This is a genomic window from Brevundimonas sp. (genome assembly GCF_046295075.1).
Classification (GTDB): domain Bacteria; phylum Pseudomonadota; class Alphaproteobacteria; order Caulobacterales; family Caulobacteraceae; genus Brevundimonas.
On sequence record NZ_JBKBOC010000010.1, the window covers coordinates 1 to 26,027 of the forward strand.

At 67.4% G+C, this 26,027-nt stretch carries 20 protein-coding genes; 12 read left to right on the forward strand and 8 right to left on the reverse strand.

Features of this window, described 5'->3' with window-relative positions:
• Nucleotides 1–164: 164 nt before the first annotated feature.
• On the reverse strand, nucleotides 165–839 hold the full coding sequence (locus ACK4MH_RS09425; protein WP_409717364.1) for an OmpA family protein: 675 nt from the start codon (nucleotides 837–839) through the stop codon (nucleotides 165–167).
• Nucleotides 840–1,069: 230 nt separating this feature from the next.
• Between ACK4MH_RS09425 and ACK4MH_RS09430 the strand changes: the two genes are divergently transcribed.
• Nucleotides 1,070–1,981, forward strand: a complete 912-nt coding sequence (locus ACK4MH_RS09430) for an isopenicillin N synthase family dioxygenase (protein WP_409717523.1) — start codon at nucleotides 1,070–1,072, stop codon at nucleotides 1,979–1,981.
• A gap of 4 nt (nucleotides 1,982–1,985) precedes the next feature.
• Here ACK4MH_RS09430 and ACK4MH_RS09435 read toward each other — a convergent pair whose 3' ends face one another.
• The 5 genes from ACK4MH_RS09435 to ACK4MH_RS09455 all read right to left on the reverse strand — a co-directional run bounded on the left by ACK4MH_RS09435 (nucleotide 1,986) and on the right by ACK4MH_RS09455 (nucleotide 7,350).
• A complete protein-coding gene (locus ACK4MH_RS09435; protein WP_409717366.1) occupies nucleotides 1,986–3,929 on the reverse strand; it encodes a pilus assembly protein TadG-related protein in 1,944 nt (647 codons plus the stop codon).
• 107 nt (nucleotides 3,930–4,036) lie between these two features.
• Nucleotides 4,037–4,732, reverse strand: a complete 696-nt coding sequence (gene mtgA, locus ACK4MH_RS09440; protein WP_409717368.1) for a monofunctional biosynthetic peptidoglycan transglycosylase — start codon at nucleotides 4,730–4,732, stop codon at nucleotides 4,037–4,039.
• Nucleotides 4,732–5,697 (reverse strand): WD40 repeat domain-containing protein, encoded by a 966-nt coding sequence (locus ACK4MH_RS09445; protein ID WP_409717370.1) that lies wholly within the window; start codon nucleotides 5,695–5,697, stop codon nucleotides 4,732–4,734. Before ACK4MH_RS09445 ends, mtgA begins: the two co-directional genes overlap by 1 nt.
• 186 nt (nucleotides 5,698–5,883) lie before the next feature.
• The gene (locus tag ACK4MH_RS09450) at nucleotides 5,884–6,822 is read right to left on the reverse strand and encodes a pirin family protein (protein ID WP_409717372.1); all 939 of its coding nucleotides are present in this window, start codon (nucleotides 6,820–6,822) and stop codon (nucleotides 5,884–5,886) included.
• Between the two features lie 39 nt (nucleotides 6,823–6,861).
• The gene (locus ACK4MH_RS09455) at nucleotides 6,862–7,350 is read right to left on the reverse strand and encodes an Lrp/AsnC family transcriptional regulator (protein WP_135194232.1); all 489 of its coding nucleotides are present in this window, start codon (nucleotides 7,348–7,350) and stop codon (nucleotides 6,862–6,864) included.
• Nucleotides 7,351–7,498: 148 nt separating this feature from the next.
• Here ACK4MH_RS09455 and ACK4MH_RS09460 point away from each other — a divergent pair, with 148 nt between their 5' ends.
• From ACK4MH_RS09460 to lpdA, 4 genes are all read left to right on the forward strand, one after another.
• Nucleotides 7,499–8,746, forward strand: a complete 1,248-nt coding sequence (locus ACK4MH_RS09460) for a thiamine pyrophosphate-dependent enzyme (protein WP_409717374.1) — start codon at nucleotides 7,499–7,501, stop codon at nucleotides 8,744–8,746.
• A gap of 59 nt (nucleotides 8,747–8,805) precedes the next feature.
• Complete coding sequence (locus ACK4MH_RS09465) at nucleotides 8,806–9,873, forward strand: alpha-ketoacid dehydrogenase subunit beta (protein ID WP_409717525.1); 1,068 nt, start codon at nucleotides 8,806–8,808, stop codon at nucleotides 9,871–9,873.
• Nucleotide 9,874: 1 nt separating this feature from the next.
• Nucleotides 9,875–11,524 carry a 2-oxo acid dehydrogenase subunit E2 gene (locus ACK4MH_RS09470; protein WP_409717376.1) on the forward strand — a complete coding sequence of 550 codons (1,650 nt, stop codon included), beginning with the start codon at nucleotides 9,875–9,877 and terminating at the stop codon, nucleotides 11,522–11,524.
• 507 nt (nucleotides 11,525–12,031) lie between these two features.
• The gene (lpdA, locus tag ACK4MH_RS09475) at nucleotides 12,032–13,429 is read left to right on the forward strand and encodes a dihydrolipoyl dehydrogenase (RefSeq protein ID WP_409717378.1); all 1,398 of its coding nucleotides are present in this window, start codon (nucleotides 12,032–12,034) and stop codon (nucleotides 13,427–13,429) included.
• Nucleotides 13,430–13,574: 145 nt separating this feature from the next.
• Here lpdA and ACK4MH_RS09480 read toward each other — a convergent pair whose 3' ends face one another.
• Both ACK4MH_RS09480 and ACK4MH_RS09485 read right to left on the reverse strand, forming a co-directional pair.
• The gene (locus ACK4MH_RS09480; RefSeq protein WP_409717379.1) at nucleotides 13,575–14,372 is read right to left on the reverse strand and encodes an SDR family NAD(P)-dependent oxidoreductase; all 798 of its coding nucleotides are present in this window, start codon (nucleotides 14,370–14,372) and stop codon (nucleotides 13,575–13,577) included.
• Between the two features lie 22 nt (nucleotides 14,373–14,394).
• A complete protein-coding gene (locus ACK4MH_RS09485; RefSeq protein ID WP_372691563.1) occupies nucleotides 14,395–14,865 on the reverse strand; it encodes an Rrf2 family transcriptional regulator in 471 nt (156 codons plus the stop codon).
• A gap of 168 nt (nucleotides 14,866–15,033) precedes the next feature.
• On the opposite strand from ACK4MH_RS09485, the gene ACK4MH_RS09490 reads away from it, so the two are divergent.
• From ACK4MH_RS09490 to ACK4MH_RS09520, 7 genes are all read left to right on the forward strand, one after another.
• Complete coding sequence (locus tag ACK4MH_RS09490) at nucleotides 15,034–17,010, forward strand: potassium transporter Kup (protein ID WP_409717381.1); 1,977 nt, start codon at nucleotides 15,034–15,036, stop codon at nucleotides 17,008–17,010.
• Between the two features lie 47 nt (nucleotides 17,011–17,057).
• Nucleotides 17,058–18,398 carry an RsmB/NOP family class I SAM-dependent RNA methyltransferase gene (locus ACK4MH_RS09495; protein WP_409717383.1) on the forward strand — a complete coding sequence of 447 codons (1,341 nt, stop codon included), beginning with the start codon at nucleotides 17,058–17,060 and terminating at the stop codon, nucleotides 18,396–18,398.
• Nucleotides 18,399–18,445: 47 nt separating this feature from the next.
• A complete protein-coding gene (rpe, locus tag ACK4MH_RS09500; protein ID WP_409717385.1) occupies nucleotides 18,446–19,123 on the forward strand; it encodes a ribulose-phosphate 3-epimerase in 678 nt (225 codons plus the stop codon).
• Entirely contained in the window at nucleotides 19,120–20,958 is a 1,839-nt protein-coding gene (locus ACK4MH_RS09505; protein WP_409717387.1) for a heparinase II/III family protein, read from the forward strand. Before rpe ends, ACK4MH_RS09505 begins: the two co-directional genes overlap by 4 nt.
• A 71-nt stretch (nucleotides 20,959–21,029) precedes the next feature.
• The gene (gene purH / locus ACK4MH_RS09510; protein WP_409717389.1) at nucleotides 21,030–22,634 is read left to right on the forward strand and encodes a bifunctional phosphoribosylaminoimidazolecarboxamide formyltransferase/IMP cyclohydrolase; all 1,605 of its coding nucleotides are present in this window, start codon (nucleotides 21,030–21,032) and stop codon (nucleotides 22,632–22,634) included.
• Between the two features lie 140 nt (nucleotides 22,635–22,774).
• On the forward strand, nucleotides 22,775–23,674 hold the full coding sequence (locus ACK4MH_RS09515; RefSeq protein WP_409717390.1) for a dienelactone hydrolase family protein: 900 nt from the start codon (nucleotides 22,775–22,777) through the stop codon (nucleotides 23,672–23,674).
• A 246-nt stretch (nucleotides 23,675–23,920) separates the two neighbouring features.
• The gene (locus tag ACK4MH_RS09520) at nucleotides 23,921–26,005 is read left to right on the forward strand and encodes a S8 family peptidase (protein WP_409717392.1); all 2,085 of its coding nucleotides are present in this window, start codon (nucleotides 23,921–23,923) and stop codon (nucleotides 26,003–26,005) included.
• Nucleotides 26,006–26,027: the final 22 nt, after the last annotated feature.

A 26,027-nucleotide genomic window follows, 5' to 3' on the forward strand; every position in this document is an offset into this window, starting at 1 on the left:
CCGAACTCCCGATCCTCAGGCGTCACTGCGTCCTTCCCATGATCCGATGACATCGAGAACCATGGTGTGCGATTGCGCGCAAATCACGAAGCCTGTGATTGAACAAAGAAAGGGCGGCGCCTCGTGGCGCCGCCCTCTGTCTAGTCTTCAAATGCCGCTGTCGATCAGCCGGTGAACGGACGGATCAGGATTTCCACGCGACGGTTCTGGGCCTTGCCTTCCGCTGTAGCGTTCGAAGCCACCGGATTGCGTGCGCTCTCTCCCGCAACATAGAGCCGCTGGGCGATCACGCCGCGACGCACCAGTTCGGAGGCGACGCTGCTGGCGCGGCGTTCCGACAGGGGTTGGTTGATGGCGTCGCCGCCCGACGAGTCGGTGTGACCGATCACATCCACCGTCGACTGGTCGTACTGCTGCAGCACCCGCGCCACGTCGTCGAGGACGGGCAGGAAGCGCGGGTCGATCGAGGACTGATTGGTGGCGAAGGTCACGTCCGACGGCATGCGAAGAACCAGAACATCGCCCTGACGCGCCACGCCGACGCCCGAGCCGGACAGTTCGGCCTCCATCGCGCGTTGCTGACGGTCCATATACTGGCCGACGGCCGCCCCACCCAAGGCGCCGACGCCGGCGCCGATCAGGGCGTTCTTGCGGCCTTGTTCGCCGTTCGAGGTGTTGGTCAGATAGCCCAGCAGGGCGCCGATACCGGCGCCGGCAAGAGCGCCCGTTCCGGTGTTGTTGCGGACGGGGCCTGATTGATAGGGGTCGGTCGTGGTGCAGGCGGCGGCGCCCAGCAGGGCGGCGATCGAGACGCTGGCGACGATGATCTTGGCGCGCATGGAATGGTCCTCTTTATGAATATGATCTGGCGCGGAAACGTATGCTTACTGTGAAGGTTCCAAGCTGTATGGCGCGTGAACGGTGTCCGTGCTCCCGTTTGACGATGAACTGACAAGCCGCTGGATTAGGGGTATGGGAACCGCCGCACATCCCCAGATCGAGGACGACGCCCGTGAGCGCGACCCAGAACGACAGCCCTGCCGCCGACCGCGCGATCCAGCCGGTTTCGATGACCCAGTATGACGCTGACTTCCAGGCGTTCAGCGACGCCCTGGGCGCATCCTTCTCGCGATACGGCTTTGCGGTGGTGGCCGACCACGGTCTGGACGAGGCGCGCATCACCGCCGCCATCGACGACGCCAAGGCCTTCTTCGCCCTGCCTGAGGAGGTGAAGCGCCAGTATCACCAGCCGGGCACGGGCGGCGCACGCGGCCTGACGCCGTTCGGGGTCGAGGCGGCCAAGGGCGCGAACGCCGTAGACCTGAAGGAGTTCTGGCACGTCGGCCGCGAATTGCCGGAAGGGCATCCCTATCGCCGCTATATGCGCGACAACGTCTGGCCGACCGAGATCGAGGGCTTCAAGCCGCACCTCTATGGCATGTTCGAGGATCTGGATGCCCTGGGCGCCAAGATCCTGCGCGCCATCGCTCGGTATCTGAAGCTGGGGGACGACTTCTTTGCGGACAAGGTCGAGATGGGCAACAGCGTCCTGCGCATGCTGCACTATCCGCCGGTGCCCGCCGATGCGCCCGGCGTGCGGGCCGGCGCCCACGAAGACATCAACGTCATCACCCTTTTGCTGGGCGCTGAAGAGGCCGGCCTTCAGCTCAAGGAGAAGGACGGCAGCTGGCTGGACATCGCACCGCCGCCCGGCGCACTGGTCGTCAATATTGGCGACATGCTGCAGCGGCTGACCAACCACGTCCTGCCCTCGACGACCCACCGCGTGGTCAATCCGGCGCCTGAGCGTCGCGGCTTCGCCCGCTATTCGACGCCCTTTTTCCTGCACTTCAACCCGGACTTCCCGATCAAGACCCTGCCCAGCGCCATCACGCCGGACAACCCTGACCGCTATGCGGGCAAGACGATCCTGGCCGAGGACTATCTGACCGAACGCCTGCGGGAAATCCGCCTGCTCTGAGGTGTCAGCGGGAGATCCGCAGGCGGGTGATGTCGCGACCGATGGCCTGGAAGTCGTTGGACAGATCGGCGCCCGATTGCGGCAGGAAGGCCTTGTCCGTGTCGGTGGCGCAGGTGCTCAGGATGCTCGCGGCCTCGCTGCCCTCTGTGATCGAGAAACCGACCGTATAGACGATGATGCCCTTCGCCTTCATGTTGGTGCAGAGCTGCGCCGCCTGATCGAACGGATCGCCATTGGTCGCATTGCAGGCGATCTTGTCGAAGAGATTGCCGGAGAATGTCCCGGCGTCGCGCGCGACGACGCCGCCGCAATAGGGGGTGTTGAATTCCCCGTCTGTCATCAGGATTACGGCCTTCAGCACCTTGGTTGGCGCATAGGCGGCGGCTGTATTGGAAGACCACAGACCGTTGAACTGATCGGATACCGTGTACCAGCCCCAAGCGAGCCCGATCTGACCGGCGGTCGACCCCGTGATAGACAGGCCGTTCACGAGGCCGGTCAGAGTGTCGATGTTGGACGTCAGGGGCTGGATGGTCGCGGCCGGGCAGGGATTGCCCGCGGACCGAACGGGTGTCGTGCGTTCAGGCGCAGCATAGTTGCGGCCGACATAGGTCGAACTGCCCGGCGCAGCGTCGGAGTAGGGTTCTGACCCTGTGCGCTCGCTGACGCAGGTGGTGTTCTGAAAGGCCGTCAAGCGATTGTACTGCGCATCGCGAAACACGCGCTTGGCGCATCCGTCACGTCCACACTGAACAGATCCACTGCTGGAGTAGTCGGCGAATGTGGCGCCGCCCACCGGGATGACGAAAGCGTCTTTAGATGTTCTTTCAAGGACTTCGTAGAGGCCTCCATCGTTTGTCGTATTCAGCGCGGTCATGCCTTTGACGCCCGCGATCTGAAGGCCCTCGCCTTGCGACAAGCCGTGGTTGGGCGATGTGATGGTGATGAAACAGTCAGAGCGCGTGCATTTGCGAATCTGGCCACCGTAGCTGTAGCTGCTGTAGCCGCTGTTCGTGTTCAGCGCATACCAATTGCCGCCAGACTGATACTGCAAGGAGACCTTGTTGGCGTCGATGCGCACCGCGCGATAGGCGCGGTTATTGATCTGGGTCATCCCGCTGACGCCGCTGATCCAGACATAGTCGTTGGTCGCCAAACCGTGGCCGTTGGCGGTCACGACGCCGGTCGAGGCGCGCGTGATGCCCGAGATCGACTTCGAGGCTGCCGAGGCCCAAGAGGCGCCGGTAATGGCCGTTGTCCCGACGGACTGGCCTCTGGCGCCGTCGGCCCAGGCCCCCAGATTCACGCCGATCGAATAGGGGACGATGGCCATGCGCGAATAGTAGGGGGTCTGTTTCGTCTCTGGCTGGACGACCAGTTTGATCAATTGGTTCGCCGCGCTCTTCAGGTCCCCGATGCGATCGTTGGTGGACATCGACCCCGTGATGTCCAGCACCAGAGAGACCTCGATGTCCTTCGACGACCGATTGACTTCGGAGTGGACGTTGACCGGCAGGGTGTCGTCCAAAAGCTGACCGTAGGGCGGCAGGACGATGTTGGCGACCAGGGTCTTCACCTGAACCCGCAAGTCTGCGACCACGACCTGGTCTTTGGTCAAGACGATGCTGAGATCCTCGGCTTCGTATTCTGCGTCAGAGTTGAGCAGATTGGCCTTCAAGGCGATCAGGGCGACGGCCTTCAGCTCCGTCTCCTCCGTATAGGACGAACGCGCAGCGGCCAGGGCGGCTGCGTCCAAGGCGTCCTGAACGCGGGCCTTCACCGTCGTGATGCGGCTAATGTCGATCCCGCCCAAGGTGATCATGATCAGGGCCGGCATCACCAGCGCGAAGATCATGACGACATTCCCGCCCCGGTCGGACGACAGGCGCGCCGCCAGATTGTGCAGGCTTCGAACCGCTTTGCCGATCAGTGTGGAAGCTTGCGCCAAGACCATCCCCGAGGGCGCAGATCGCCCGTATACCGCCCGAATGGCCGCAGTCTGCCATCGGGCGGTTAAGGGAAGTCTCAAGGGGAACGGTTAACCAGCCTTTGGCGTCAGCCTCGGCCGACGACGCAGGCGTTCAGGCCTTCGTTGCGCACCGTGCCCATGGCCGCCTGGACGCGTGACGCCCTTCTGCGGACATAGGGACCAGGCGCCGCCGCCTGGTAACGGCGCGGGGCCGGCAGGATGGCGGCCAGACGCGCAGCCTCCCGAGGGCTCAGGTCCCTGGCGTCCTTGCCGAACCAATGGCGCGAGGCGGCCTGGGCGCCATAGACGCCCGGCGCCCATTCCACCACGTTCAGATAGACCTCCATGATCCGGCGTTTGGACCAGACCGTTTCGATCAGGACGGTGTAGCCCGCCTCCAGCCCCTTGCGGATCCAGTCGCGACCCGGCCAGAGGAAGACGTTCTTGGCCGTCTGCTGGCTGATGGTCGATCCGCCCCGGATGCGACCGCCCTCCGCGTTATGGTCCAGCGCCTTCTGGATTGCCTCCATGTCGAAGCCGTGGTGGCCGCAGAAGCGGGCGTCCTCGGCGGCGATGGCGGCGTTGACCAGGTTGGGGGAAATCTGGTTCAGGCCGCGCCACTGATAGTCCATGCCCTCGCCTCGCGCGAGCTGGCGCAGCATCAGGATCGTCGGCGGCGGCGGCACGACGGCGACGATCAGCACGCCGGCGACCGGGATCAGGGCCAGAACCAGAAGGGCGGTCAGCAGGACCCGACGCCAGCTCTTGCGACCCTTGGCCATCAGAGAATGATCACGCCGGCGGCGCCGTCCTCGTCGGCCCAGGCGACCTTGTCGACGGCGGGGCTGAGCGACAGGGCGACGATGGCCGGCCCCTTCTCGGCCTTGACGAAGTTCAGCCCCTGGGCGGCCGGATGCGCCACCCAGACCCGACCGTCGGTCAGGCCGGCGGCCAGCAGCCCTTGGTCGGCGCGGGCCGAGACCAGATTGACCAGGGTGGTGTCGTCATAGCCGATCTCGGTCGCCTCGCGGCCCATCGGACCGTTCGATCCGATGAAGGGCCACAGCACCGCGCCCTGTGCGCCCGAGGTCGCCATCAACTGACCATTGGCCAGGAAGGCCATCGATCGGACCTTGCCGGGATAGCCGCCCATCCGCAGGTTCTTGGCGTCCTTGATGCGCCAGCCGTGCATCTGGTTGTCCTGCATGGTGGTGACGACGAAGGCGCCGTCGGGCGAGAAGGCAACGCCGGTGTGCGATCCGGCCCAGGCCAGCTTAACCGGCTGTTGCTTTTCGATCCGCGCATACCACAGCGCCGCCCCGCCATAGGTCGAGGTGGCGATGCGCCGGCCTTTGGGCTCGAAGGCGACGCCGGAGACGGTGCGTTCGTGCTGGAAGTCGCGACGGAAACCGACATCGTTGGGGTCGATCACCGACAGGGTGCGGCCGAAGGAGAAGGCGATCAGGCCCGAGGCCTGCGAGGCGTCGATGGCGTCGATCCACTGATTCCTGGCCGTGGCCAGGACGGCCGGGTCCTCGTCGCGGCGGCTCCAGACGACCTTGCCGTCGTCTCCGCCGGTGACGATCCCGTGGCCGGACGGGTGGACGCAGGCGCACAGCACGGCGCCGTCGTGGGCCTCGACCCGCGTGCGGTCCTCGAACCGGACAGAGCCGTCGCCGAGAGCGAAGACGGCGCCGGCGTTGTCGAACAGGGCGGCGGTGACCTGGGCGTCGAAATCGAAGTTCATGCGGACGCGTTAGCGGGTTGCGGGAGCGGGGGCAAATAGCGGCTTTTATTCTCCCTCCCCTTCATGGGGAGGGATGATCGCGCAGCGATCCGGGTGGGGTCTGTAAGGGCGTGAGCGAGGTCCTGACCGCCCCACCCCGGCTACGCTCCGCTGCGCCGCCCCTCCCCATGAAGGGGAGGGAGAAGGCTAGACCGGGTCGGTCGGCTTGGGCTCGACCGGCGCAGGGGCGGCCTGGGCCTTGGCGGGTTCGTCGGGCAGGGGAATGAACTCCAGGTCGTCGGCGTGGGGCAGGCTCATGCGGCCGGCCTTCCAGTCGGCCTTGGCCTGATCGATACGGGCCTGGCTGGAGGCGACGAAGTTCCACCAGATCAGCCGCTCGCCCACCGGCTCGCCGCCCAGCACCATGACGGTCGACTGGACCAGGGCCTTGATCGTGGGTTCGGCCGTCGGCTCCAGAACGATCATCTGACCTTCGTGGAAGGTGCGGTCGCCGACCTCGATGGCGCCCTTGGCCACATAGAGGGCGCGCTCACTCATGCCGCCGGCGCCCTTGCCGGACGGCGGGGCGGTGCGAACGCCCGGCTGAAGCTCCCAATGGATATAGAACAGCGGCGACGAAACCGGCACGGCGGCCTTGGTGCCATAGGCCTCGCCCGCCACCAGACGCGCAAACAGGCCGCCGTTCTCATAGGCGGGCTGGGCGTCCTCGCCCAGGTGGTGGAAGGCCGGATCGATGTCTTCGGCCTCGTCGGGCAGGGCGACCCAGGCCTGCATGCCGTGCATCGGCCCGCCGGTGCTCTTTCTCAGCGGATCTGTGCGTTCGGAATGGACGATGCCCTTGCCGGCCGTCATCCAGTTGACCTCGCCCGGCCGGATCGCCTGATCGTAGCCGAGGTTGTCGTGGTGCATGATCTCGCCCTCGAACAGATAGGTCAGGGTCGACAGGCCGATATGCGGATGCGGCCGCACGTCGATGGCCGTGGCGCCGGCTGCGAACTCGGCCGGCCCCATTTGGTCCAGGAAGATGAAGGGCCCCACCATCCGGCGCGAATGGAAGGGCAGGACGCGCCCGACCTCGAACCCGCCCAGGTCCTTGCGGCGCGCGTCGATCACCAGTTCGATCATGGTCGTGGTCCTCAGGCGGATCGGCCCGCCTGAGCGACGTTATCCGACGTGAGGCGTGATGATGCCAAGAGGCAGGGCGGTCACATTCTTCACGCCGCGCGTGACGATGTGGCTTTCGCAGTCAGAGACGATGCCCAGGGCCAGCAGTTTCTCGCGCAGGAACAGGTCGAAGGCGTGCATGTCAGAGGTGATGATGCGCAGCACATAGTCCTCGCGCCCGGTGATGGTCGCGCACTGGACCACCTCCGGCCATTTGGCCACGGCGGCTTCGAACAGGTTCAGATTATCGGCCGAGGGCAGCATCAGCTTGACGATGGCGTAGACCTCGAAGTCCAGGCCCAGCAGTTGCGCGTTCAGCAGGGTGACCCGCTTGGTGATCAGGCCGGAATCTTCCAGCCGCTTGATCCGCCGCCAGCAGGGCGAGGCCGACAGTCCGACGCGATCCGCGACCTCCGCGACCGACAGCCCGGCGTCTTGCTGCAGGATATCCAGGATGCGGGCGTCGATGGGGTCGAGTTCGTCGGCCAATGCGTTTCTCCGATTATGATTATCGCGAAATAAAATACCCGATATCGGGATTGTGCAAGGTCAATTTGAGCGAGCGCCTGCTTAGGGGCCGTGTTATCACACGTCCAGAGGAAACACGGACGGACCCCGAATGGATATGGACGCCCGCATGAACGACGAAAACGTGAAAAAGAACAGTCAGCCCCTGTCATTGCGCGTGCCGGAACCGTCCGGCCGACCCGGCGATGCGCCGGACTTCAGCCACCTGCTGATGGACCCCGCTGGCGTGGTCGAACGGCCCGAGGTCGGATCGACGCCGTACGAGATGCGCGATCTGGCCTTCCGTCTGATTCGGGTGCTGGACGACGAGGGCAATGCCGTCGGTCCGTGGAACCCGCGTCTGGATCCCGAGACCCTGCGTCGCGGCCTCAAGGCCATGATCCTGACCCGCGCCTTCGACGACCGGATGCACCGCGCCCACCGCCAGGGCAAGACCAGCTTCTATATGAAGTGCACCGGCGAGGAGGCCATTGCGGTCGCCCAGGGCATGCTGCTGTCGCGCGAGGACATGGGCTTTCCGACCTATCGCCAGCAGGGTCTGCTGATCGCGCGCGGCTATCCGCTGGTCGAGATGATGAACCAGATCTATTCGAACGCGGCGGACCCGATCAAAGGCCGCCAGCTGCCGATCATGTATTCGGCCAAGGACTATGGCTTCTTCACCATCAGCGGCAATCTGGGCACTCAGGTGCCGCAGGCCGTCGGCTGGGCCATGGCCAGCGCCTACAAGGGCGACGACAAGATCGCCATCAGCTGGATCGGCGACGGCGCCACGGCGGAAGGCGACTTCCACAACGCCCTGACCTTCGCCAGCGTCTATCGCGCCCCGGTCATCCTGAATATTGTCAACAACCAGTGGGCCATCTCGTCCTTCCAGGGCATAGCCGGGGGGCTTGAGACCACCTTCGCCTCCAAGGCCATCGGCTACGGCCTGCCGGCCCTGCGGGTGGACGGCAACGACTTCCTGGCGGTTTGGGCGGCGACCCAGTGGGCCGAGGAACGCGCCCGTTCGAACCAGGGGGCGACGGTGATCGAACTGTTCACCTATCGCGGCGCCCCGCACTCGACCTCCGACGATCCCAGCCGCTATCGCCCCGGCGACGAGCACGAGAAATGGCCGCTGGGCGACCCGCTGGAGCGTCTGCGCCAGCACCTGACCGTCATCGGCGAGTGGGACGACGAGCGCCACGCCACGGCCCTGCGCGAGGCGGTCGAACAGGTCCGCGCCGCTGGCAAGGAATCCGAAGCCATCGGCACCCTGGGCCAGTCGCGCCCAAGCGTGAAGACGATGTTTGAAGAGGTCTATGCGACCGAAGACTGGCGGCTGATCGAACAGCGCCGCGAGGTGGGGGTCTGACCATGAGCGAGCAAACCACCTTCACCGACGCCGATCGCAACGACGGCGTCGAGCCGGACATGGTCGACCAGAACGCCGCCCCCGCCTCGGAGGCTGCAGGCTCCGGTGTCGTCCCGATGAACATGATCCAGGCTCTGAATTCGGCCATCGACGTCAAGATGAGCGAGGACGCCAACGTCCTGTCGTTCGGCGAGGACGCGGGCTATTTCGGCGGGGTCTTCCGCGTCACCGACAAGCTGCAGCAGAAGCACGGCCTGACCCGCAGTTTCGACGCCCCGATCAGCGAATGCGGCATCGTCGCCGCCGCCATCGGCATGGGCGCCTATGGCTTGCGTCCCGTCGTCGAGATCCAGTTCGCCGACTACATCTATCCGGCCTACGACCAGATCGTCTCCGAAGCGGCCAAGATGCGCTATCGCTCGGGCGGTCAGTTCACCAGCCCCATCGTGGTGCGCAGCCCCTACGGCGGCGGCATCTTCGGCGGCCAGACCCACAGCCAGTCGCCGGAAAGCCTGTTCACCCATATCGCCGGGCTGAAGGTCGTCATTCCATCCAATCCCTATGACGCCAAGGGCCTGTTGATCGCCGCCATCGAAGACGATGATCCGGTCGTCTTCTTCGAGCCGAAACGCCTCTACAACGGCCCGTTCGACGGCTGGCACGAGAAGCCGGTCTCGCCGTGGAAGGCCCAGGATCTGGCCCAGGTTCCTACGGCTAAATATGTCGAGCCCATCGGCAAGGCGCGCGTCATGCGCGAAGGAAACGACGTCACCATCCTGGCCTATGGCACCATGGTCTGGGTGGCGCTGGCCGGGGCCGAACACGCGGGCGTGGACGCCGAGGTCATCGACCTGCGCACCCTGGTCCCGCTGGACATTGAGACCATCGAGGCCAGCGTGAAGAAGACCGGCCGCTGCGTCATCGTGCACGAGGCGCCCAAGACCTCGGGCTTCGGCGGCGAACTGTCGGCCCTGGTTCAGGAGCGCTGCTTCTATCACCTGGAGGCGCCCATCGCGCGAGTCACCGGCTGGGACACGCCCTATCCCCATGCTTTCGAATGGGAATATTTCCCTGGGCCGCAACGGGTCGCAGACGCCTTGAAGAGCGTCATGACGGGAGGTCGCTGACATGGGTCGTTTCGTCTTCAAACTGCCCGACGTGGGCGAAGGCACCGCCGAGGCCGAACTGGTCGGCTGGCACGTCAAGATCGGCGACATCGTCGCCGAGGACCAGATCGTCGCCGACATCATGACCGACAAAGCCACCGTGGAAATCACCGCCCCGGTGTCGGGCAAGGTCGTCGCCCTGCACGGCGAGCCCGGCGCCATGGTGCCGGTGCGCGGACCCCTGGTGGAGTTCGAGGTCGAGGGTAGCGGGAATGCGGAGGATGCGCCCGCGCCCGCTCCGGCCGCCGCCAAGCTGGCACCCGTTGTGGCCCCGAAAGTCGCGGCCCCGCCGGTGGAGGCGCCTGCACCGGCCCCCGCCGGCAACTACGTCTTCAAACTGCCCGACGTCGGCGAAGGCACGGCCGAGGCCGAACTGGTCGGCTGGCACGTCAAGGTCGGGGACGCGGTCGAGGAAGACCAGATCATCGCCGACATCATGACCGACAAGGCGACGGTCGAGATCACCTCGCCGGTCGCCGGAACGGTCGTCGCCCTGTACGGCGAAGCCGGCAAGTCGGTGCCGGTCGGCGGGCCTCTGGTGGCGTTCGATGTCGAGGGTCGGGGCAATGTTTCGACGCCCGTCGCGGCGTCGAAACCGGCCCCAAAACCGGCAGAGAATTCGACGACAGATTCCGCTGTGACTTCGGCGACTGCGAGTGCGATTTCGAAGACTTCGACGACGACCCCCTCCAAGCCTGTCCCCGCCCTGACCGGCCGCGCGCCGGGCGAGCGGCCGTCCGCTTCACCCGCCGTGCGCAACCGTGCGCGGGATTTGGGCGTGGACCTGACCTTCGTGCCCGGCTCCGGCCCGGCCGGTCGGATCACGCATGAGGACCTGGACGGGTTCATCGCGCGCGGTGGTTCGCAGCCGGCGTCCGCCCCGTCCGGCGGCGCCTCGACCTATGCCAAGGCCGAGGGAACCACCGAGGTCCGCATCATCGGCCTGCGCCGCAAGATCGCGGAGAAGATGGCCGAGAGCGTGCGCCGCATTCCCCACATCACCTATGTGGAGGAGATCGACGTCACGGCGCTGGAGGAGCTTCGCGCCCACCTGAACGCGACGAAGGCCAAGGACCAGCCCAAGCTGAACCTGCTGCCCTTCATCGCCCGCGCCATCGTGGTCGCCCTGCGCGACCAGCCGCAGATCAACGCCACCTATGACGACGAGGCGGGCGTTCTGACCCAGCACGCCCCGGTCCATCTGGGCATCGCCGCCCAGACGCCGAACGGCCTGATGGTGCCGGTGGTCCGCCACGCCGAGGCGCGCGATCCCTATGACACGGCGCTGGAGATCGCCCGCGTCTCGGGCGCGGCCAAGGACGGGACGGCCAAGCGTGAGGAACTGTCCGGCTCGACCATCACCATCACCTCGCTGGGAACCCTGGGCGGGGTGGTCCACACCCCGATCATCAACCACCCCGAGGTCGCCATCGTCGGCCCCAACAAGATCGCCGAACGAGTGGTGGTCCGTGACGGCCAGATGGTGGTGCGCAAGATGATGAACCTGTCGTCCAGCTTCGATCACCGCATCGTCGATGGGCATGATGCGGCGGTCTTCGTCCAGCGGATCAAGGGGCTGTTAGAGCATCCCGCGACGCTGTGGATGAGCTAGGATGAGGCGCAGCGCGGCTATGGCTTTAGCGGTTGCCGCGCTGGTCGCGGCGGGCGGTGCTGAAGCCTGCTCCATGTCAGCGCCGCGAAACCTGAACCAAGTGGAGGTCGCGCGGCAGGGAGCGGAATTTTTCCGGGCGGATAGTGTCTATATCGCGCGCGGTCGGCGTGAAGGTGTCAGCATGTGTGGAGCCATGTATGTGCAAGTTCCTGCAGTTAGCCTGAAGAATAACCTGCCGGCAGGTCCTGTTAGACGGTTGGACGGATCTCCCTTCAGATATGGAGCGGACTACAGAGACGATGATCGAATTGTGATCTTTGCTCGCCGCGTTCGATTCACAGAAGATTGGCTTCGTTGGGGGCAGTGGCAAGTCATCGCCTCTTATGGGATCGACTCAATCTCCCATCCCGAGGTCGTGCGAGCCCTGAATAGGGTAACGATCCCCACCTTCACTGACACCTCACCTCCGCCCCCGCCCCCGCCCCCTGCACTAGATGCGACCGTGAAATGACCCAGACCCTGAAAACCAAAGTCCTGATTATCGGCGCGGGCACCGGCGGTTACGTCGCCGGCATTCGTTGCGGCCAGCTGGGGCTGGATACCGTGCTGGTGGACGGCGGCGACGGGCTGGGAGGGACCTGCCTGAACGTCGGCTGCATTCCGTCCAAGGCCATCATCCATGCGGCGGGCAAGTTCGAGACGGTGGCCAAGGCCGCTGGCGGCGGGACGCTGGGCATCACGGCGGCGGCGCCGGCCATCGACCTGAAACAGACGGTCGCGTGGAAGGATGGGATCGTCCGTAAGCTGAACGCCGGGGTCGCGGCCCTGCTGAAGAAGGCCAAGGTCAAGGTGATCAAGGGCTGGGCGAAGTTCGAGGACGCCAAGACCTGCATCGTCCAGACGGACGACGGCGAGATCCGTATCACCGCCGAACACGTCATCCTGGCCACCGGGTCCGAGCCGGTCGAACTGCCCTTCCTGCCGTTCGGCGGCGACGTCATCTCCTCGACCGAGGCGCTGAGCCTGTCGGAGGTGCCGAAGAAACTTGTCGTGGTCGGCGGGGGCTATATCGGTCTGGAGCTGGGCATCGCCTTCAGGAAGCTGGGCGCCGAGGTGGCCATCGTCGAAATGGCCGAGCGGATCCTGCCGCTCTATGACAAGGCCCTGACCGATCCGGTCGCGAAGTGGCTGGAGACGCACGGCGTCGAGCTGCACCTGGGCGCGCGCGCCGGCGGGTTCGGGAACGGCAGGCTGAACGTCACGACCAGGGACGGCGAGCCGCTGCAACTCGACGCCGACAAGGTGCTGGTGACGGTTGGCCGCAAGCCCCGCACCCAGGGCTGGGGTCTGGAAAACATGGGCGTGGCCATGGCCGGGCCGTTCGTGAAGATCGACAACCGCTGCGCCACCAGCATGAAAAACGTCTGGGCCGTCGGCGACCTGACCGGCGAACCCATGCTGGCCCACAAGGGTTCGGCCCAGGGCGAGGTGGTCGCGGAGATCATCGCCGGCCACGACCGGGTGTTCGATCCCGTCACCATCGCCGCCGTCTGTTTCACCGAGCCGGAGATCGTTTCGGCGGGCCTGGGTCCGAACGATGTCGCGGGCCGCGACGACGTGATCCAGTCGGTCTTCCCCTTCGCCGCCATCGGCCGGGCCCTGGCCATCGAGGCCGGCGAGGATGGCGGCTTCGTGCGCGTGATCGCGTCCAAGGCCGATCACCGCATTCTGGGCCTCCAGGCGGTGGGTCAGCATGTGTCGGAACTGTCCAACAGCTTCGCCCAGATGCTGGAGATGGGGGCGGTGCTGGAGGATGTGGCGGGCACGATCCACGTCCACCCGACCCTTGGCGAGGCCTTCCACGAGGCGTCGCTGCGGGCGCTCGGGCACGCGATTCATATTTGATATTGATCCGTCACCCTCGGGCTTGTCCCGAGGGCCCACGGCGGATCAATCACCAGCTGTTGTGGCTGTGCGACATTCCCGAAACCGGGGGGCGAACAAGTGGGTCCTCGGGACAAGCCCGAGGATGACGGGGATGAGATGGGGGCTAAAGCCGCTCCAGCCGCTTCGCGTGGTTCGCCACCATGCGCAGCGCCAGGCCGTCGGGCAGGAAACGGGCCAGGCCGGCCATGACGTTGTTCATGACGCCGGGCGTGACGCTGGGGCGGTTCGCCTCGCAGGCGTCGTAGCCGATCCGGGCCACGCGGGCGGCGTCCATCCACATCCAGGTCGGATAGGCGCTGGACACCTGGTCGCGCGAGCCGTTGACGTCGTGAAACTCGGTCAGGGTGTAGCCGGGGTTCAGGACCGTGACGTGGACGCCCGTGCCCAGCGTTTCCAGATACAGACCCTGGGACGCCTTGATCAGGAAGCTCTTGATCGGCCCATACAGGGTGTCGCCGCCGGTCGCGGGCATCTGGCCGGCGAGAGAGGCCACGTTCAGCACCCGGCCGAAGCCGCGCTGGATCATGCCGGGCAGCAACAGGCGCGACAGCTCGACCGGCGCGGTCAGCATGACCTGGATCATGGCCCGGTGGGCAGCGAGGTCCGTGTCAAGAAAGCCCGTGACGCGGCTGAAACCGGCATTGTTGACCAGGCCATCGACGATCAGGCCGCGTGATGCGACGGCGGCGACCAGGCGTTGGGGCGCGGCGGGGTCGGACAGGTCTTCGGGGATGACGGTCGCGGTGACGCTGTGGGCGGCGGTCAGTTCGTCGGCCAGGGCCTGCAGCGGGCCTTCACGACGTGCGGTCAGGATCAGGTTCCAGCCCTTAGCGGCATAGGTCCGGGCCAGGGCTGCGCCGATGCCGGCCGAGGCGCCGGTGATCAGAACCGTGCGGCTCATGCGGAGCTTTTCACTCGGGGGCTCAGGCCGCGACGGGGCAGGACTTGTGCGGCGTATAGGCCGCCAGCGAGATCGGGTTCTCGGCCAACAGGTCCGCGATGGTGATCTTGGACAGGGCTTCGGTCGCGGCCTCGTCGGCGGCGGTCAGGGCCTTGGCGACCTGGCGCGGGATATGTTCGCTGATCGGGCAGCCCTTGGCGCCTGCAGGCGGCGAGCCGATGTGGGCGCAGCCGTTTACGGCCTTCAGCACCTCGTCCAGCCGGATGTCCTCTGGCCGACGCAGCAGCCAGGACCCGCCGGTGGCGCCGGGACGGGTGGCGATCAGCCCTGCCTTGGCCAGCAGGGCGGTTACGCGCCGGACCACGACGGGGTTGGTCGGGATCGACGAGGCCAGCACGCCGCTGGGCGCCGCCTGGGCAGGGCCATAGGCGCCCTTGTGGGCCATATAGGCCAGGGCGTGGGCGGCGACGGGGAAGCGCTGGCTGTCTGACATGGTTTTGTTCCTAGTGTGAAAATAGGCGCTCATGGCCTGAATCACAAATCGATCCGCAGAACGCCGAAACCGAATCCCCTTCGGCACGATTGAAGACCGCGCGGAATGAGCCTAAAGGCTCGCCGCTTTGAAGGGACCGACGCCGCGTCGGAGACCCGGAGGATACGCATGGCCGGGGATACTCCCCACGACGCGGGCGCTCTCCCCGCCGCGTCGAACACGCCGGACAAACCCACCCACGCCACGGGACCCGAGTCCCACGCCCCAGGGGGCCAGATCGCCAAGCACGGCGGCTTCTGGGCTCTGACCTTGGGCGCGATCGGCGTGGTGTTCGGCGACATCGGCACCAGTCCGCTTTACGCACTGCGCGAAGCGATCGCCCATGCCCAATCGGGCGTCGGCGGGGACCTGGCCGTGATCGGCGTCGTCTCCCTGGCCTTCTGGGCTCTCATGGTGGTGGTGACGTTCAAATACGTCTTCTTCCTGATGCGCGCCGACAACAAGGGCGAGGGCGGCACTCTGTCGCTGATGGCCCTGGCCCAGGTCGCCGTCGGTCGACGCAGCGCCTGGATCTTCATCCTGGGCGTCTGCGGCGCGGCCCTCTTCTATGGCGACGGCATCATCACGCCCGCCATTTCCGTGCTGTCGGCGGTGGAGGGATTGCAGGACGCGCCGGGTCTGGCGGGCAAGCTGGACGCCTTCATCGTGCCGATCTCGGCCGGCATCCTGATCGCCCTGTTCATGGTCCAGTCGCGCGGCACGGCCAGCCTCGCCAAATATTTCGGGCCGATCACCGCCGTATGGTTTCTGTGCCTGGGCGCGCTGGGCCTTTATCATATCTTCGATGACATCAGCGTTCTGCGCGCCCTGTCGCCCCACTACGGCGTCATGCTGTTGATCAATGACGGCTTTTTGGGCTTCATCATTCTGGGCAGCGTCTTCCTGGCCGTGACCGGGGCCGAGGCCCTGTATGCCGACATGGGCCATTTCGGAAAGGCGCCGATCCGCATGGGCTGGCTGGCCTTCGTCCTGCCCTGTCTGACGCTGAACTATCTGGGTCAGGGCGCCCTGATCCTGGACAATCCGGCCGCCGCGGAAAATCCGTTCTGGAACATGGTGCCCCAGTTCGCCTACTGGCCCATGCTGATCCTGGCGACCGCCGCCACCGTCATCGCCTCGCAGGCCGTGATCACCGGCGCCTTCTCGGTGACCCAGCAAGCGGTGCAACTGGGCCTTCTGCCCCGCATCGACATTCGCAACACGTCCGAGACCCAGGCCGGGCAGATCTTCGTGCCGGCGGTGAACACCTTCCTGATGATCGGGGTGCTGGTGCTGCTGGTCGTGTTCCAGAGCTCGCACAATCTGACCGCCGCCTATGGCGTGGCGGTGACGGGGACCATGCTGGTCAATACGCTGATGGCCTACTCCGTCATCCGCAAGGGCTGGAAATGGCCGATGTGGGCGGTGGCCGGGACGCTCATTCCGTTCGCTTTCATCGACGGGGTCTTCCTGACCTCCAACCTGCTGAAGATCCCCGACGGCGCCTGGATGCCGCTGGTGCTGGGCGCCTGTCTGGTGGTGATCATGTGGACCTGGGTGCGCGGCACCCAGATACTGACCGCCAAGACGCGCAAGGACAGCCTGCCGCTGAACGACCTGATCGAGATGCTTCAGGCCCGTCCGCCGCACCGTGCGCCCGGCATGGCCATCTTCCTGACCAGCGATCCGGACGTCGCGCCCGTCGCCCTGATGCACAATCTCAAGCACAACAAGGTGCTGCACGAGAAGAACGTCATCCTGACGGTGCGCACCTCCGAGCGGCCGCGCGTCAAGGAGGCCGACCGCGTCAGGATGGAGCCGATCAACGACGACTTCAAAAAGGTCACGGTCACCTACGGCTTCATGGAGACGCCGAACGTGCCGCGTGCGCTGGGCCTGTGCCGCAAGCAGGGGCTGAAGTTCGACATCATGTCGACCAGCTTCTTCCTGGGCCGGCGCTCGCTGATCCCCTCGGCGCGACAGGGCATGCCGCTGTGGCAGGACCGACTGTTCATCTTCCTGATGCGCAACGCCGCCAATCCGACCGACTTCTTCCATATTCCCCCCGGCCGCGTGGTCGAGCTGGGCGCGCAGGTGGCCGTATGAGTGCTGAGGGACGAGGCGGACAGAGTTCGCAGGCGCGTGGGCGCCGCATGGCTGTCAAGGGTCGCCCACGCCCCGCTCCGGCCGTGGACGCCGCCGCCGCCCCGTCCCAGGACGACATCGGCGTCGAGGCCCGCGTTGTCGCCGGTATTCTGCTGAACGCGGCCTTGGAAAAGCGCAACGGCCTGGACGAAGCCCTGTCGCAACCGGCCGCCCGCGCGCTGGAGCCCGTGGATCGCGCCTTCGCCCGCGCCGTGGCCATGGCGGCCCTGCGGCGTCTGGGTGAGATCGACCAGATCCTGAACCGCCGCCTGAAGAAGTCCCCGCCCGAGGCCGTCCGCACCCTGATGCGCATCGCTCTGGCCCAGACCCTGGTGCTGGAAACTCCCGCCTTCGCCGCCGTCTCGACGGCGGTGAAACTGGCCGAGCGCGATCCCAAGACCCGGCCCTACAAGAACTTGGTCAACGCCGTGCTGCGCGGCGTGGGTCGTGAGGGGCCCGGTCTGACGACGGCCGAGAGCAATCTGCCCGACTGGATCGCCGCCCGCTGGAAGGCGACCTATGGCGAGGCGGCCCTGACCGGCTTGGCCCTGGCCGCCCGCGAAGAACCGGCCACCGACCTCAGCCTCAAGCCCGGCGTCGATCCCGCCGCCGTGGCCGCCGCCGTCGAGGGCGAGGCGCTTGAGGGGGGAACCGTGCGCACCGGCCGTCGCGGCGATGTCGCCTCCTGGCCCGGCTTCGACGACGGCGACTGGTGGGTCCAGGACGTCGCCGCCGCCGTGCCCGGTCGCCTGCTGGACGTGAAATCCGGCGAGACCGCCCTGGACATGTGCGCCGCACCTGGCGGCAAGACCCTGCAACTGGCCGCCGCCGGCGCATCGGTCGTGGCCCTGGACCGTTCGGCCCCGCGCCTGAAACGCCTGACCCAGAACCTTGAGCGCACCGGCCTGACCGCCGAGGTGATCGCCGTTCCGGCCGAGGACTGGGAGGACGACCGCACCTTCGACGCCGTGCTGCTGGACGCCCCCTGCACCGCCACCGGCACCTTCCGCCGCAATCCGGAAGTCCTGCGCGCCACCAAGCCCGCCGAGGTCGCCAAACTGGCCGACGTCCAGCACCGGCTGCTCGACGTCGCCGCCGAACGGGTCAAGCCCGGCGGGCGGATGGTCTATTGCACCTGTTCGCTGGAGCGCGAGGAGGGCGAGACCCAGATCATCGCCTTCCTGCGCCGCAACCCCGCCTTCCGCACTGTCGCCGCCGATCCGGCCGCCCTGGGCGCCCCGCCCGAGGCCCGGACGCCCGAAGGCTGGCTGCGCATCCTGCCCTCCATGTGGGCCGAACACGGCGGCCTCGACGGCTTCTTCGCCGCCAGACTGGAACGGGTTTCCTGAGCGGGAGCGCCTTGCTCCCGCCCGCAACCCGCCTTATCCGGAAGGCCATGGCCCTCACCCCTCTGATCTGTCCGTCGATCCTCGCCAGCGATTTTGCGCGGCTGGGTGAAGAAGTCCGCGTGCTGGAGGCGGCGGGCGCCGACTGGATCCACGTCGATGTGATGGACGGGCATTTCGTGCCGAACATCACCCTGGGCCCCGACATCGTGAAGGCGATCCGGCCGCATACGAGCCTGCCGTTCGACGTGCACCTGATGGTCGCGCCGGTCGATCCGTGGCTGGAAGCGTTCCGCGAAGCCGGCGCCGATGTCCTGACCGTCCATCCCGAGAGCGGGCCGCACCTGCACCGCACCCTGGGCCGCATCCGCCAGCTGGGCGCCAAGGCGGGCGTGGTGTTCAATCCGGCGACGCCGTTGTCGATCCTGGAAGAGGTGGTCGACCTAGTCGATCTGGTGCTGATCATGTCGGTCAATCCGGGCTTCGGCGGCCAGAAGTTCATCGATAGTTCGCTGCGCAAGATCGCCGGCGCGCGGGCCATTCTGGACCGGGCCGGTTCGGCGGCCCACCTGCAGGTGGACGGCGGCGTGACTTCGGCCAACGCCGGGGCCTGCGTCGCCGCTGGCGCCGATGCGTTGGTCGCCGGGTCGTTCGTGTTCAAGGGCGATTACGCGACAAATATCGCCGCCCTGAAAGCCGCGCCGGCCACCCCTCAGAACGTGCTGTGAGCCCGCTCGGCCCCTTCGCCCCGCGCGGGCAGGAAACCACGCTGGACGTCGCCTCGGGCCAGATCCCCGGCCTGCCCGGCGCCCCGGTGCGCACGCCGGTGCGCTCGGGCGATACGATCGCGGGACCGGGCCTGTGGCCCGCCATCGCCGGGCGGGTGGCGACGCGACAGCTGTGGATCGAGCTTTATGGTCTGCCCGGCTATGGACTGACCTTGGGCGGCGGCAAGGTGACGGCCTTCGCCGCCACGCCGCGCGACTTCCGGCCCCATGATCCGGCGCCGGGCCGCAATGTCCTGGCCGGACGCTTCATGTTGGCGGGGGCCTCGATGGAGGTCGAGCCGCCGTCTGATCCGTGGAACCGGCCCAGCCCCTCGCGGCCGTTCGCCGTCGAACTTCACGCCTTCGCCTGGCTGCCGGGCTTGATGGCGCAGGGCGAGCGGGGCGCGCGCGAGGCGTTGCGTCTGACCCTGGCCTGGACCGACGCCTTCGCCCGCTGGTCGCCTTTCGCCTGGGGACCGGAAATCCTGGGGCCGCGGGTGGTCAATCTGGCGTGCGGCGCGCGTCGGATGGGCGCCGTCGCGACCGAGGCCCAGCGTTTGAAGCTGGCCGACAGCCTGGCGCGCCAGACGCGTCAGCTGCTGCGACCGCCCGGCGGGCTGGCCAGTCGGGCCGAACGGCTGACGGCGGCGGCCATCGGCGGCTGCGTCCTGGCCGGAGCGCCGGGACAGGCCTTGCGTCGTCGCGCGCTGGGGCGGCTGGACGGCGCCTTGAAGGCTACGGTCCAGGACGACGGCGGTCATGCCACGCGCAGTCCCGAGGCGGGGCTGGAGCTTCTGCTCGACCTGCTGACGCTGGACGACGCCCTGTCGCAACTGTCCGAGCCGACGCCGGACGGCGTTTCGGCCGCCATCGCGCGGCTGACGCAGGGATTGCGTCTGCTGACCCTGCCCGACGGCCGTCTGGCCAGTTTCCAGGGCGGCGGCCCCTCCAGCGCCGAACGCGTCGCGGCGGCCCGCGCCCATGACGACGAGGCCGCCCCGGCCAAGGGCGATGCCGCCCATTCGCCCGCCGGCACGGTCGCCGGCCTGACGCGCATCGCCAGCCCGCTGCTGACCATCATGGCGGATGCCGCGCCGCCGGCCCGCGGGGCTTGGGGCGCCGCCGCCTGCGCCCAGCCGATGGCGCTGGAGATCGCCTGCGGCAAGGACCGGCTGGTGACCGGTTCGGGCTGGACCCCGGCCTCGACCGATCGCCAAGCTTTGCGGCTGACGCCCGCCCATTCGACCCTGACCCTGGGCGAGCGGTCGCTGAACGAGCCGCTTGGCGGCTGGAAGGGCGATCTTTTGGGCCCGCGCCTGGTCGGGCCGCCGATCCATGTGACGACGGACTTGCGCGACGGCGACGGCGCCGTCTGGCTGGAGATGGAGCACGACGGCTGGAACGAACTGTTCGGCCTGAACCATCAGCGTCGGCTGTATCTCGACCAGCGGCTGGACGAACTGCGGGCCGAGGAGAAGCTGTTCCCGACGCCGGGCCGCAAGGAGATGGTGCGCCAGATCGCGGCCCCCTACGCCATCCGTTTCCATCTGGAACCGGGGGTTCAGGCCTCGCTGGCGCGCGACCGCCGCTCGATCCTGCTGCGCGGCGCCTCGGGCCGGGGCTGGTGGTTCAGGACCGACGGTCCCGACGTGGCGATCGAGCCCAGCGTCCACATCGACGCCGGCCTGACCCGCCGCAGCTTGCAGATCGTGGTGCGCGGCTCGGCCCGCACCGACAGCGAGAGCAAGATCCGCTGGAAGCTGAGCCCGGCGGGCGCGAGCGGCGAACCGACGTAGAAGGGTGACGCAGCGCCGGTTTGGGTCTAGAGGGCGCGCCATCCTCCCCCAGCCTTCACGGACGCCGCCTCATGCCCGCCGCTCCCGACTTTCCGCCCGCGCCCGATCAGGTGAAGCCGCAACGCGCCCTGATCTCCCTGTCCGACAAGGCCGGGCTGGAAGACGCCGCCCGCACCCTGCATGACCTGGGCGTCGAACTGGTCTCGACAGGCGGCACGCGCGCGGCGATCGAAAAGCTCGGCCTGCCGGTCAAGGATGTGGCCGACCTGACCGGCTTCCCCGAGATGATGGACGGCCGAGTCAAGACCCTGCACCCCGTGGTCCACGGCGGCCTTCTGGGCGTGCGCGACGCGGCCGATCATGCCCAGGCCATGACCGACCACGGCATCGGCGCCATCGATATCGTCTGGATCGATCTCTATCCGTTCGAATCCACTGTCGCGGCCGGTGGATCGTTCGAGGCGGCGGTCGAGAATATCGACATCGGCGGCCCGGCCATGATCCGTTCGGGCTCCAAGAACCACGGCTATGTCGCCGTCGCCGTCGACGGCGAGTCCATCGGCCTGATCCTGGAGGCGTTGAAGGCGGACGGTTCGACCGATCTGGCCCTGCGCAAACGTCTGGCCGCCCGCGCCTTCGCCCGCACCGCCGCCTATGACGCCGCCGTCTCCGGCTGGTTCGCAAGCCAGGTCGAGGACGTCGCCCCGGCCCGCAAGTCCATCGCCGGTTCGCTGGCCCAGACCCTGCGCTACGGCGAGAACCCGCACCAGACCGGCGCCTTCTATCGCACCGGCGAGGCCCGTCCGGGCGTGGCCCATGCGACCCAGATCCAGGGCAAGGAGCTGGGCTACAACAACATCGCCGACGCCGACGCCGCCTATGAGCTGGTCGCCGAGTTCGAACAGCCCGCCGTCGTCATCGTCAAACACGCCAACCCCTGCGGCGTGGCCGTGGGCAAGGATCTTTCGGAAGCCTACGCCCGCGCGCTGGAATGCGACGCCGTCTCCGCTTTTGGGGGCGTGATCGCTGTCAACCGCCCGCTGAACGGCGACGACGCCCGCGCCATCACCGGCATCTTCACCGAGGTGGTCATCGCCCCCGGCGCGGACGATGATGCCAAGGAAGTCTTTGCTTCGAAGAAGAATCTTCGCCTGCTGATCACAGACGGCCTGCCTGACCCGCATGGGCCGGGCGAGGTCTTCCGCTCGGTCGCCGGCGGCTTCCTGGTCCAGAGCCGCGACCAGTCGCTGATCAAGCCGTCGGACCTGAAGATCGTCACCCAGCGCCAGCCGACCCCGACCGAGATCCAGGACATGCTGTTCGCCTTCACCGTGGCCAAACACGTCAAGTCCAACGCCATCGTCTACGCCAAGGACGGCCAGACCGCCGGCATCGGCGCCGGCCAGATGAACCGCCGCGACAGCGCCCGCATCGCCGCCATCCGCGCCAAGGAGGCGGGCGAGGCGAAGGGTCTGGCGCATTCCCTGGCCGAGGGTTCGGCCTGCGCCTCCGAAGCCTTCTTCCCCTTCGCCGACGGCCTGCTGGAAGCCGTCGCGGCCGGCGCTACCGCGGTGATCCAGCCTGGCGGCTCCATGCGCGACGCCGAGGTCATCGCCGCCGCGGATGAAAAGGGCATCGCCATGGCCTTCACCGGGGTGCGTGTCTTCAGGCACTGATCTGGGAAGGAAGGGCGCTACCGCTCGCGACGCGGTCGCTCGCTGCTTGAGCGCCCTTCCTTGCGCGTCTTCGTGACTGGACGCGGATAACGGCCGAGGCCACTGTCAGCTCATCTGACAGATGACCGGAGCCCCCGCCGATGACCGTTCTGATCCGTCCCGAAGGCCAGACCGCCGACGATCTCAAGCTGAGCCGACGAAGCCTGGGGGCGCTCGGGGGGCTGTTGTTCTCCGGATACGCCGTCGCGGCCCTGGCCAAGGAGGCCAAGCCGATCACGACCGACGAGGCGGGTCTGGCCGCGGAGACCGTGACCTATGCCGCGCCGGACGGATTCCAGCTTCCGGCCTATGTGGCGCGGCCTGCGGGCGAGGGGCCCTTTCCGGTCGTCGTCGTGGTGTCCGAAATCTTCGGCGTCCACGAATATATCCGCGACATTTGCCGCCGCCTGGCCAAGCAGGGCTATGCCGCCATCGCGCCCGCCTTCTTCAACCGGGTCGAAAATCCCGCCCCCCTGTCGGACATGCAGCGGATCATGCAGATCGTCGGCGCCGCGAACTATGAGCAGGTGATGGGCGACCTGTCGGCGACGTTGGAATGGGCCAGCCAGCAGTCGTGGGCCAAGGACGGCAAGGTCGGGATCACCGGCTATTGCTGGGGCGGCAAGGTGGTGTGGCAGGCGGCGGCCCGCTTCGCCGCCATCGGCGCCGGCGTGGCCTGGTACGGCCGTCTGGCCCCCGCCGCTGATGCGACGCCGGTGCAGATCTCGTCGGGTCAGCCCTGGCCGGTCGATATCGCCGACGACCTCAAGGCGCCGGTGCTGGGCCTGTATGGCGGCAAGGATCAGGGCATTCCGCTGGCCAGCGTGGAGCGGATGCGCGAGGCCCTGGCCCGCGCCGGCCAGACCGGCAGCCAGATCGTCGTCTATCCCGACGCCCAGCACGGTTTCCATGCCGATTACCGCGCCAGCTATTCCGAGACTGACGCCAGGGACGGCTGGTCCAAACTGCTGGCGGCCTTCGATAAAGCGTTAAAGAATTAGGGCGTTACTGATGGGAAGGCTGCGGAGGGCGGCCTGAGTGGAGGGTTGGATATGAACGGATTGCGGCGTCGCGGGGCGGTCGTTCTGGGCCTGAGCCTGTTGTTCCTTCCGCTGGCCGCATGCGGCGGCGGGGGAGGCGGCGGTGGTGGTGGCGGCACGATCACGCCCCCTGTTCCACCGCCTCCTCCTCCGCCACCCCCGCCTCCTCCTCCGCCCCCACCCCCGCCGCCGCCGCCGCCGCCCTCGGTGACATCAAGCGAATATCTGCGGAACTATGGCCTGGCCAATATGAAGGCCCAGGTCGCTTGGCAGGCCGGGGCGACCGGGTCGGGCGTCACCGTCGCCGTCGTCGATTCCGGCATCGCCAACACCCTGCCCGAGCTTGAGGGGCGGATCTCCAGCGCCTCGACCGACGTGGTCGCGGGCCGAAACACCCCCTATGTCGCGTCGAGCAGCCACGGCACGCGGGTGTCGGGCGTCATCGCCTCGAACTTCAACGGCTTCGGCACGATCGGCGTGGCCTATCAGTCGACGATTCTATCGATCCGCACCGACATTTCGGACTGCACAGACGAGAACACCGAGGTCTGTTTCAGCAGTTCGGACCTGGTGCGCGCCCTGGACTACGCCGTCGCCAACGGGGTCAAGATCATCAACATGTCGCTGGGCGGGGACGGTCGGCTGGGCTCGGCTTTCGAGGCGGCGCTGCTGCGCGCCGTGAACTCCGGCGCAGTGATCGTGGCCTCGTCGGGCAACGACGGCGAGGCCAATCCGGGCTGGCCCGCGCGCTACGCCATCGATCCGCGCTTCGCCGGCAGTGTGATCGCGGTCGGTTCGCATGGCGCGACCGACCTGATGTCCAGCTTCTCGAACCGGGCCGGCGATACGGCGGCCGGTTATATTTCCGCGCCCGGTGAAGATGTCATCACCGGCTGCGAGGGCACGTCCTGCTGGCGCGTCAACGGCACCTCTTTTTCGGCACCGCATGTTTCGGGCGCCCTGGCGCTGCTGATGCAGGCCTTCCCCAATCTGACCGCGCGTGCGGCCCTGGCCATCCTGGTCGATACGGCGCGTGATGCGGGGGATCCGGGCACGGACATCGTCTATGGCCGCGGCCTGCTGGACATGGCCGGCGCCTTCCGGCCGGTGGGCGCGACCTCGACGCCGATGGCAGACGGAAGCTCCATCGTCACCATCACCGAGCCGGGCAGTTTCGTCGGCGCGGCCTTCGGCGACGCCTTCCTGCGTCAGAGCGCGCTGAACACGGTGCTGTACGACGCCTATGACCGGATGTTTGCTGTGCAGTTGGGTGGGGCCTATCCGACCGCGCCCAGCCGATCCTATCAGGCGGCGCCGTTCGAACAGAACACCACCGCCACCACCACCCTGGCCCTGCCGGGCGGCGGACGGCTGAACCTGATCGCGGCCCAGCCCAGCGCGACGCCCGAGCCTGTGGCGCCGCGTCACGACCTCTATGATGCGCCGTGGATGGGCGGCGAACCGCGCCAGGAGGCGATGCTGGACCTGGAAACCGGCCGGATGAACTTCTCGGTCTGGCGGGGCAAGGGCGGGGCGGCGTCGCCGTTCGAAGGCTCGGCCGGCGACGGGTTCGCATCCCTAGCCCAAGCCGACCATGCGGTGCGCGGCGCGATGCGATTCGGCGCCGTGACCGTGTCGGCGGAAAGCGGCGGCGGCGACCGCCGAATGCCGCTGCGCCAGGTCGAGCAGGACGCCTCGACCTATAGCCGGGCGGCGATCGGATGGCGGGGCGCCGAGGGCGGCCTGTCGTTCAGCGTCGGCGCCCTGGAAGAACGCCTTGGCCCCTTGGGCGCCTTCCTGCCTGGCGGGTCGGACTTCGCCCTGCCATCACGGACCGCCTTCTATGCGCTCGGTGGGGACTGGACGCTGAGGCCGGGTCTGCGCCTGATCGGCGAAGCGGGCATGGGGTCGACGCAGATCGAGGGACGGTTCCTGTCGATGGATCAGGCGGCGATCAGTTCGAACTGGCGGCTGGGCCTGCTGACGGGCTGTACGATGCTCTGCGACCGGATCAGCTTCACCCTGTCGCAGCCGCTGCGGATCGAGAGCGGGACCTTCTCGGCGCTGCTAGCCGATGTCCCGGTCGAATATTTCGACCTGCTGACCTATTCGCGCAGAAGCTTCTCGGCGTCGCCCAGCGGTCGCCAGATCGACTTCATCCTGGGCGGCGAACGTCGGCTATGGGACGGCTCCAGCATGACGCTTCAGGCCGTGGCCAGCCGCGAGCCGCGCCATGTGTCGGATGCACAGCCGGAGTTCGCTCTGATCGGGGCGTGGCGGCGCCAGTTCTGACCGACGCCGCACTCTGACCCCT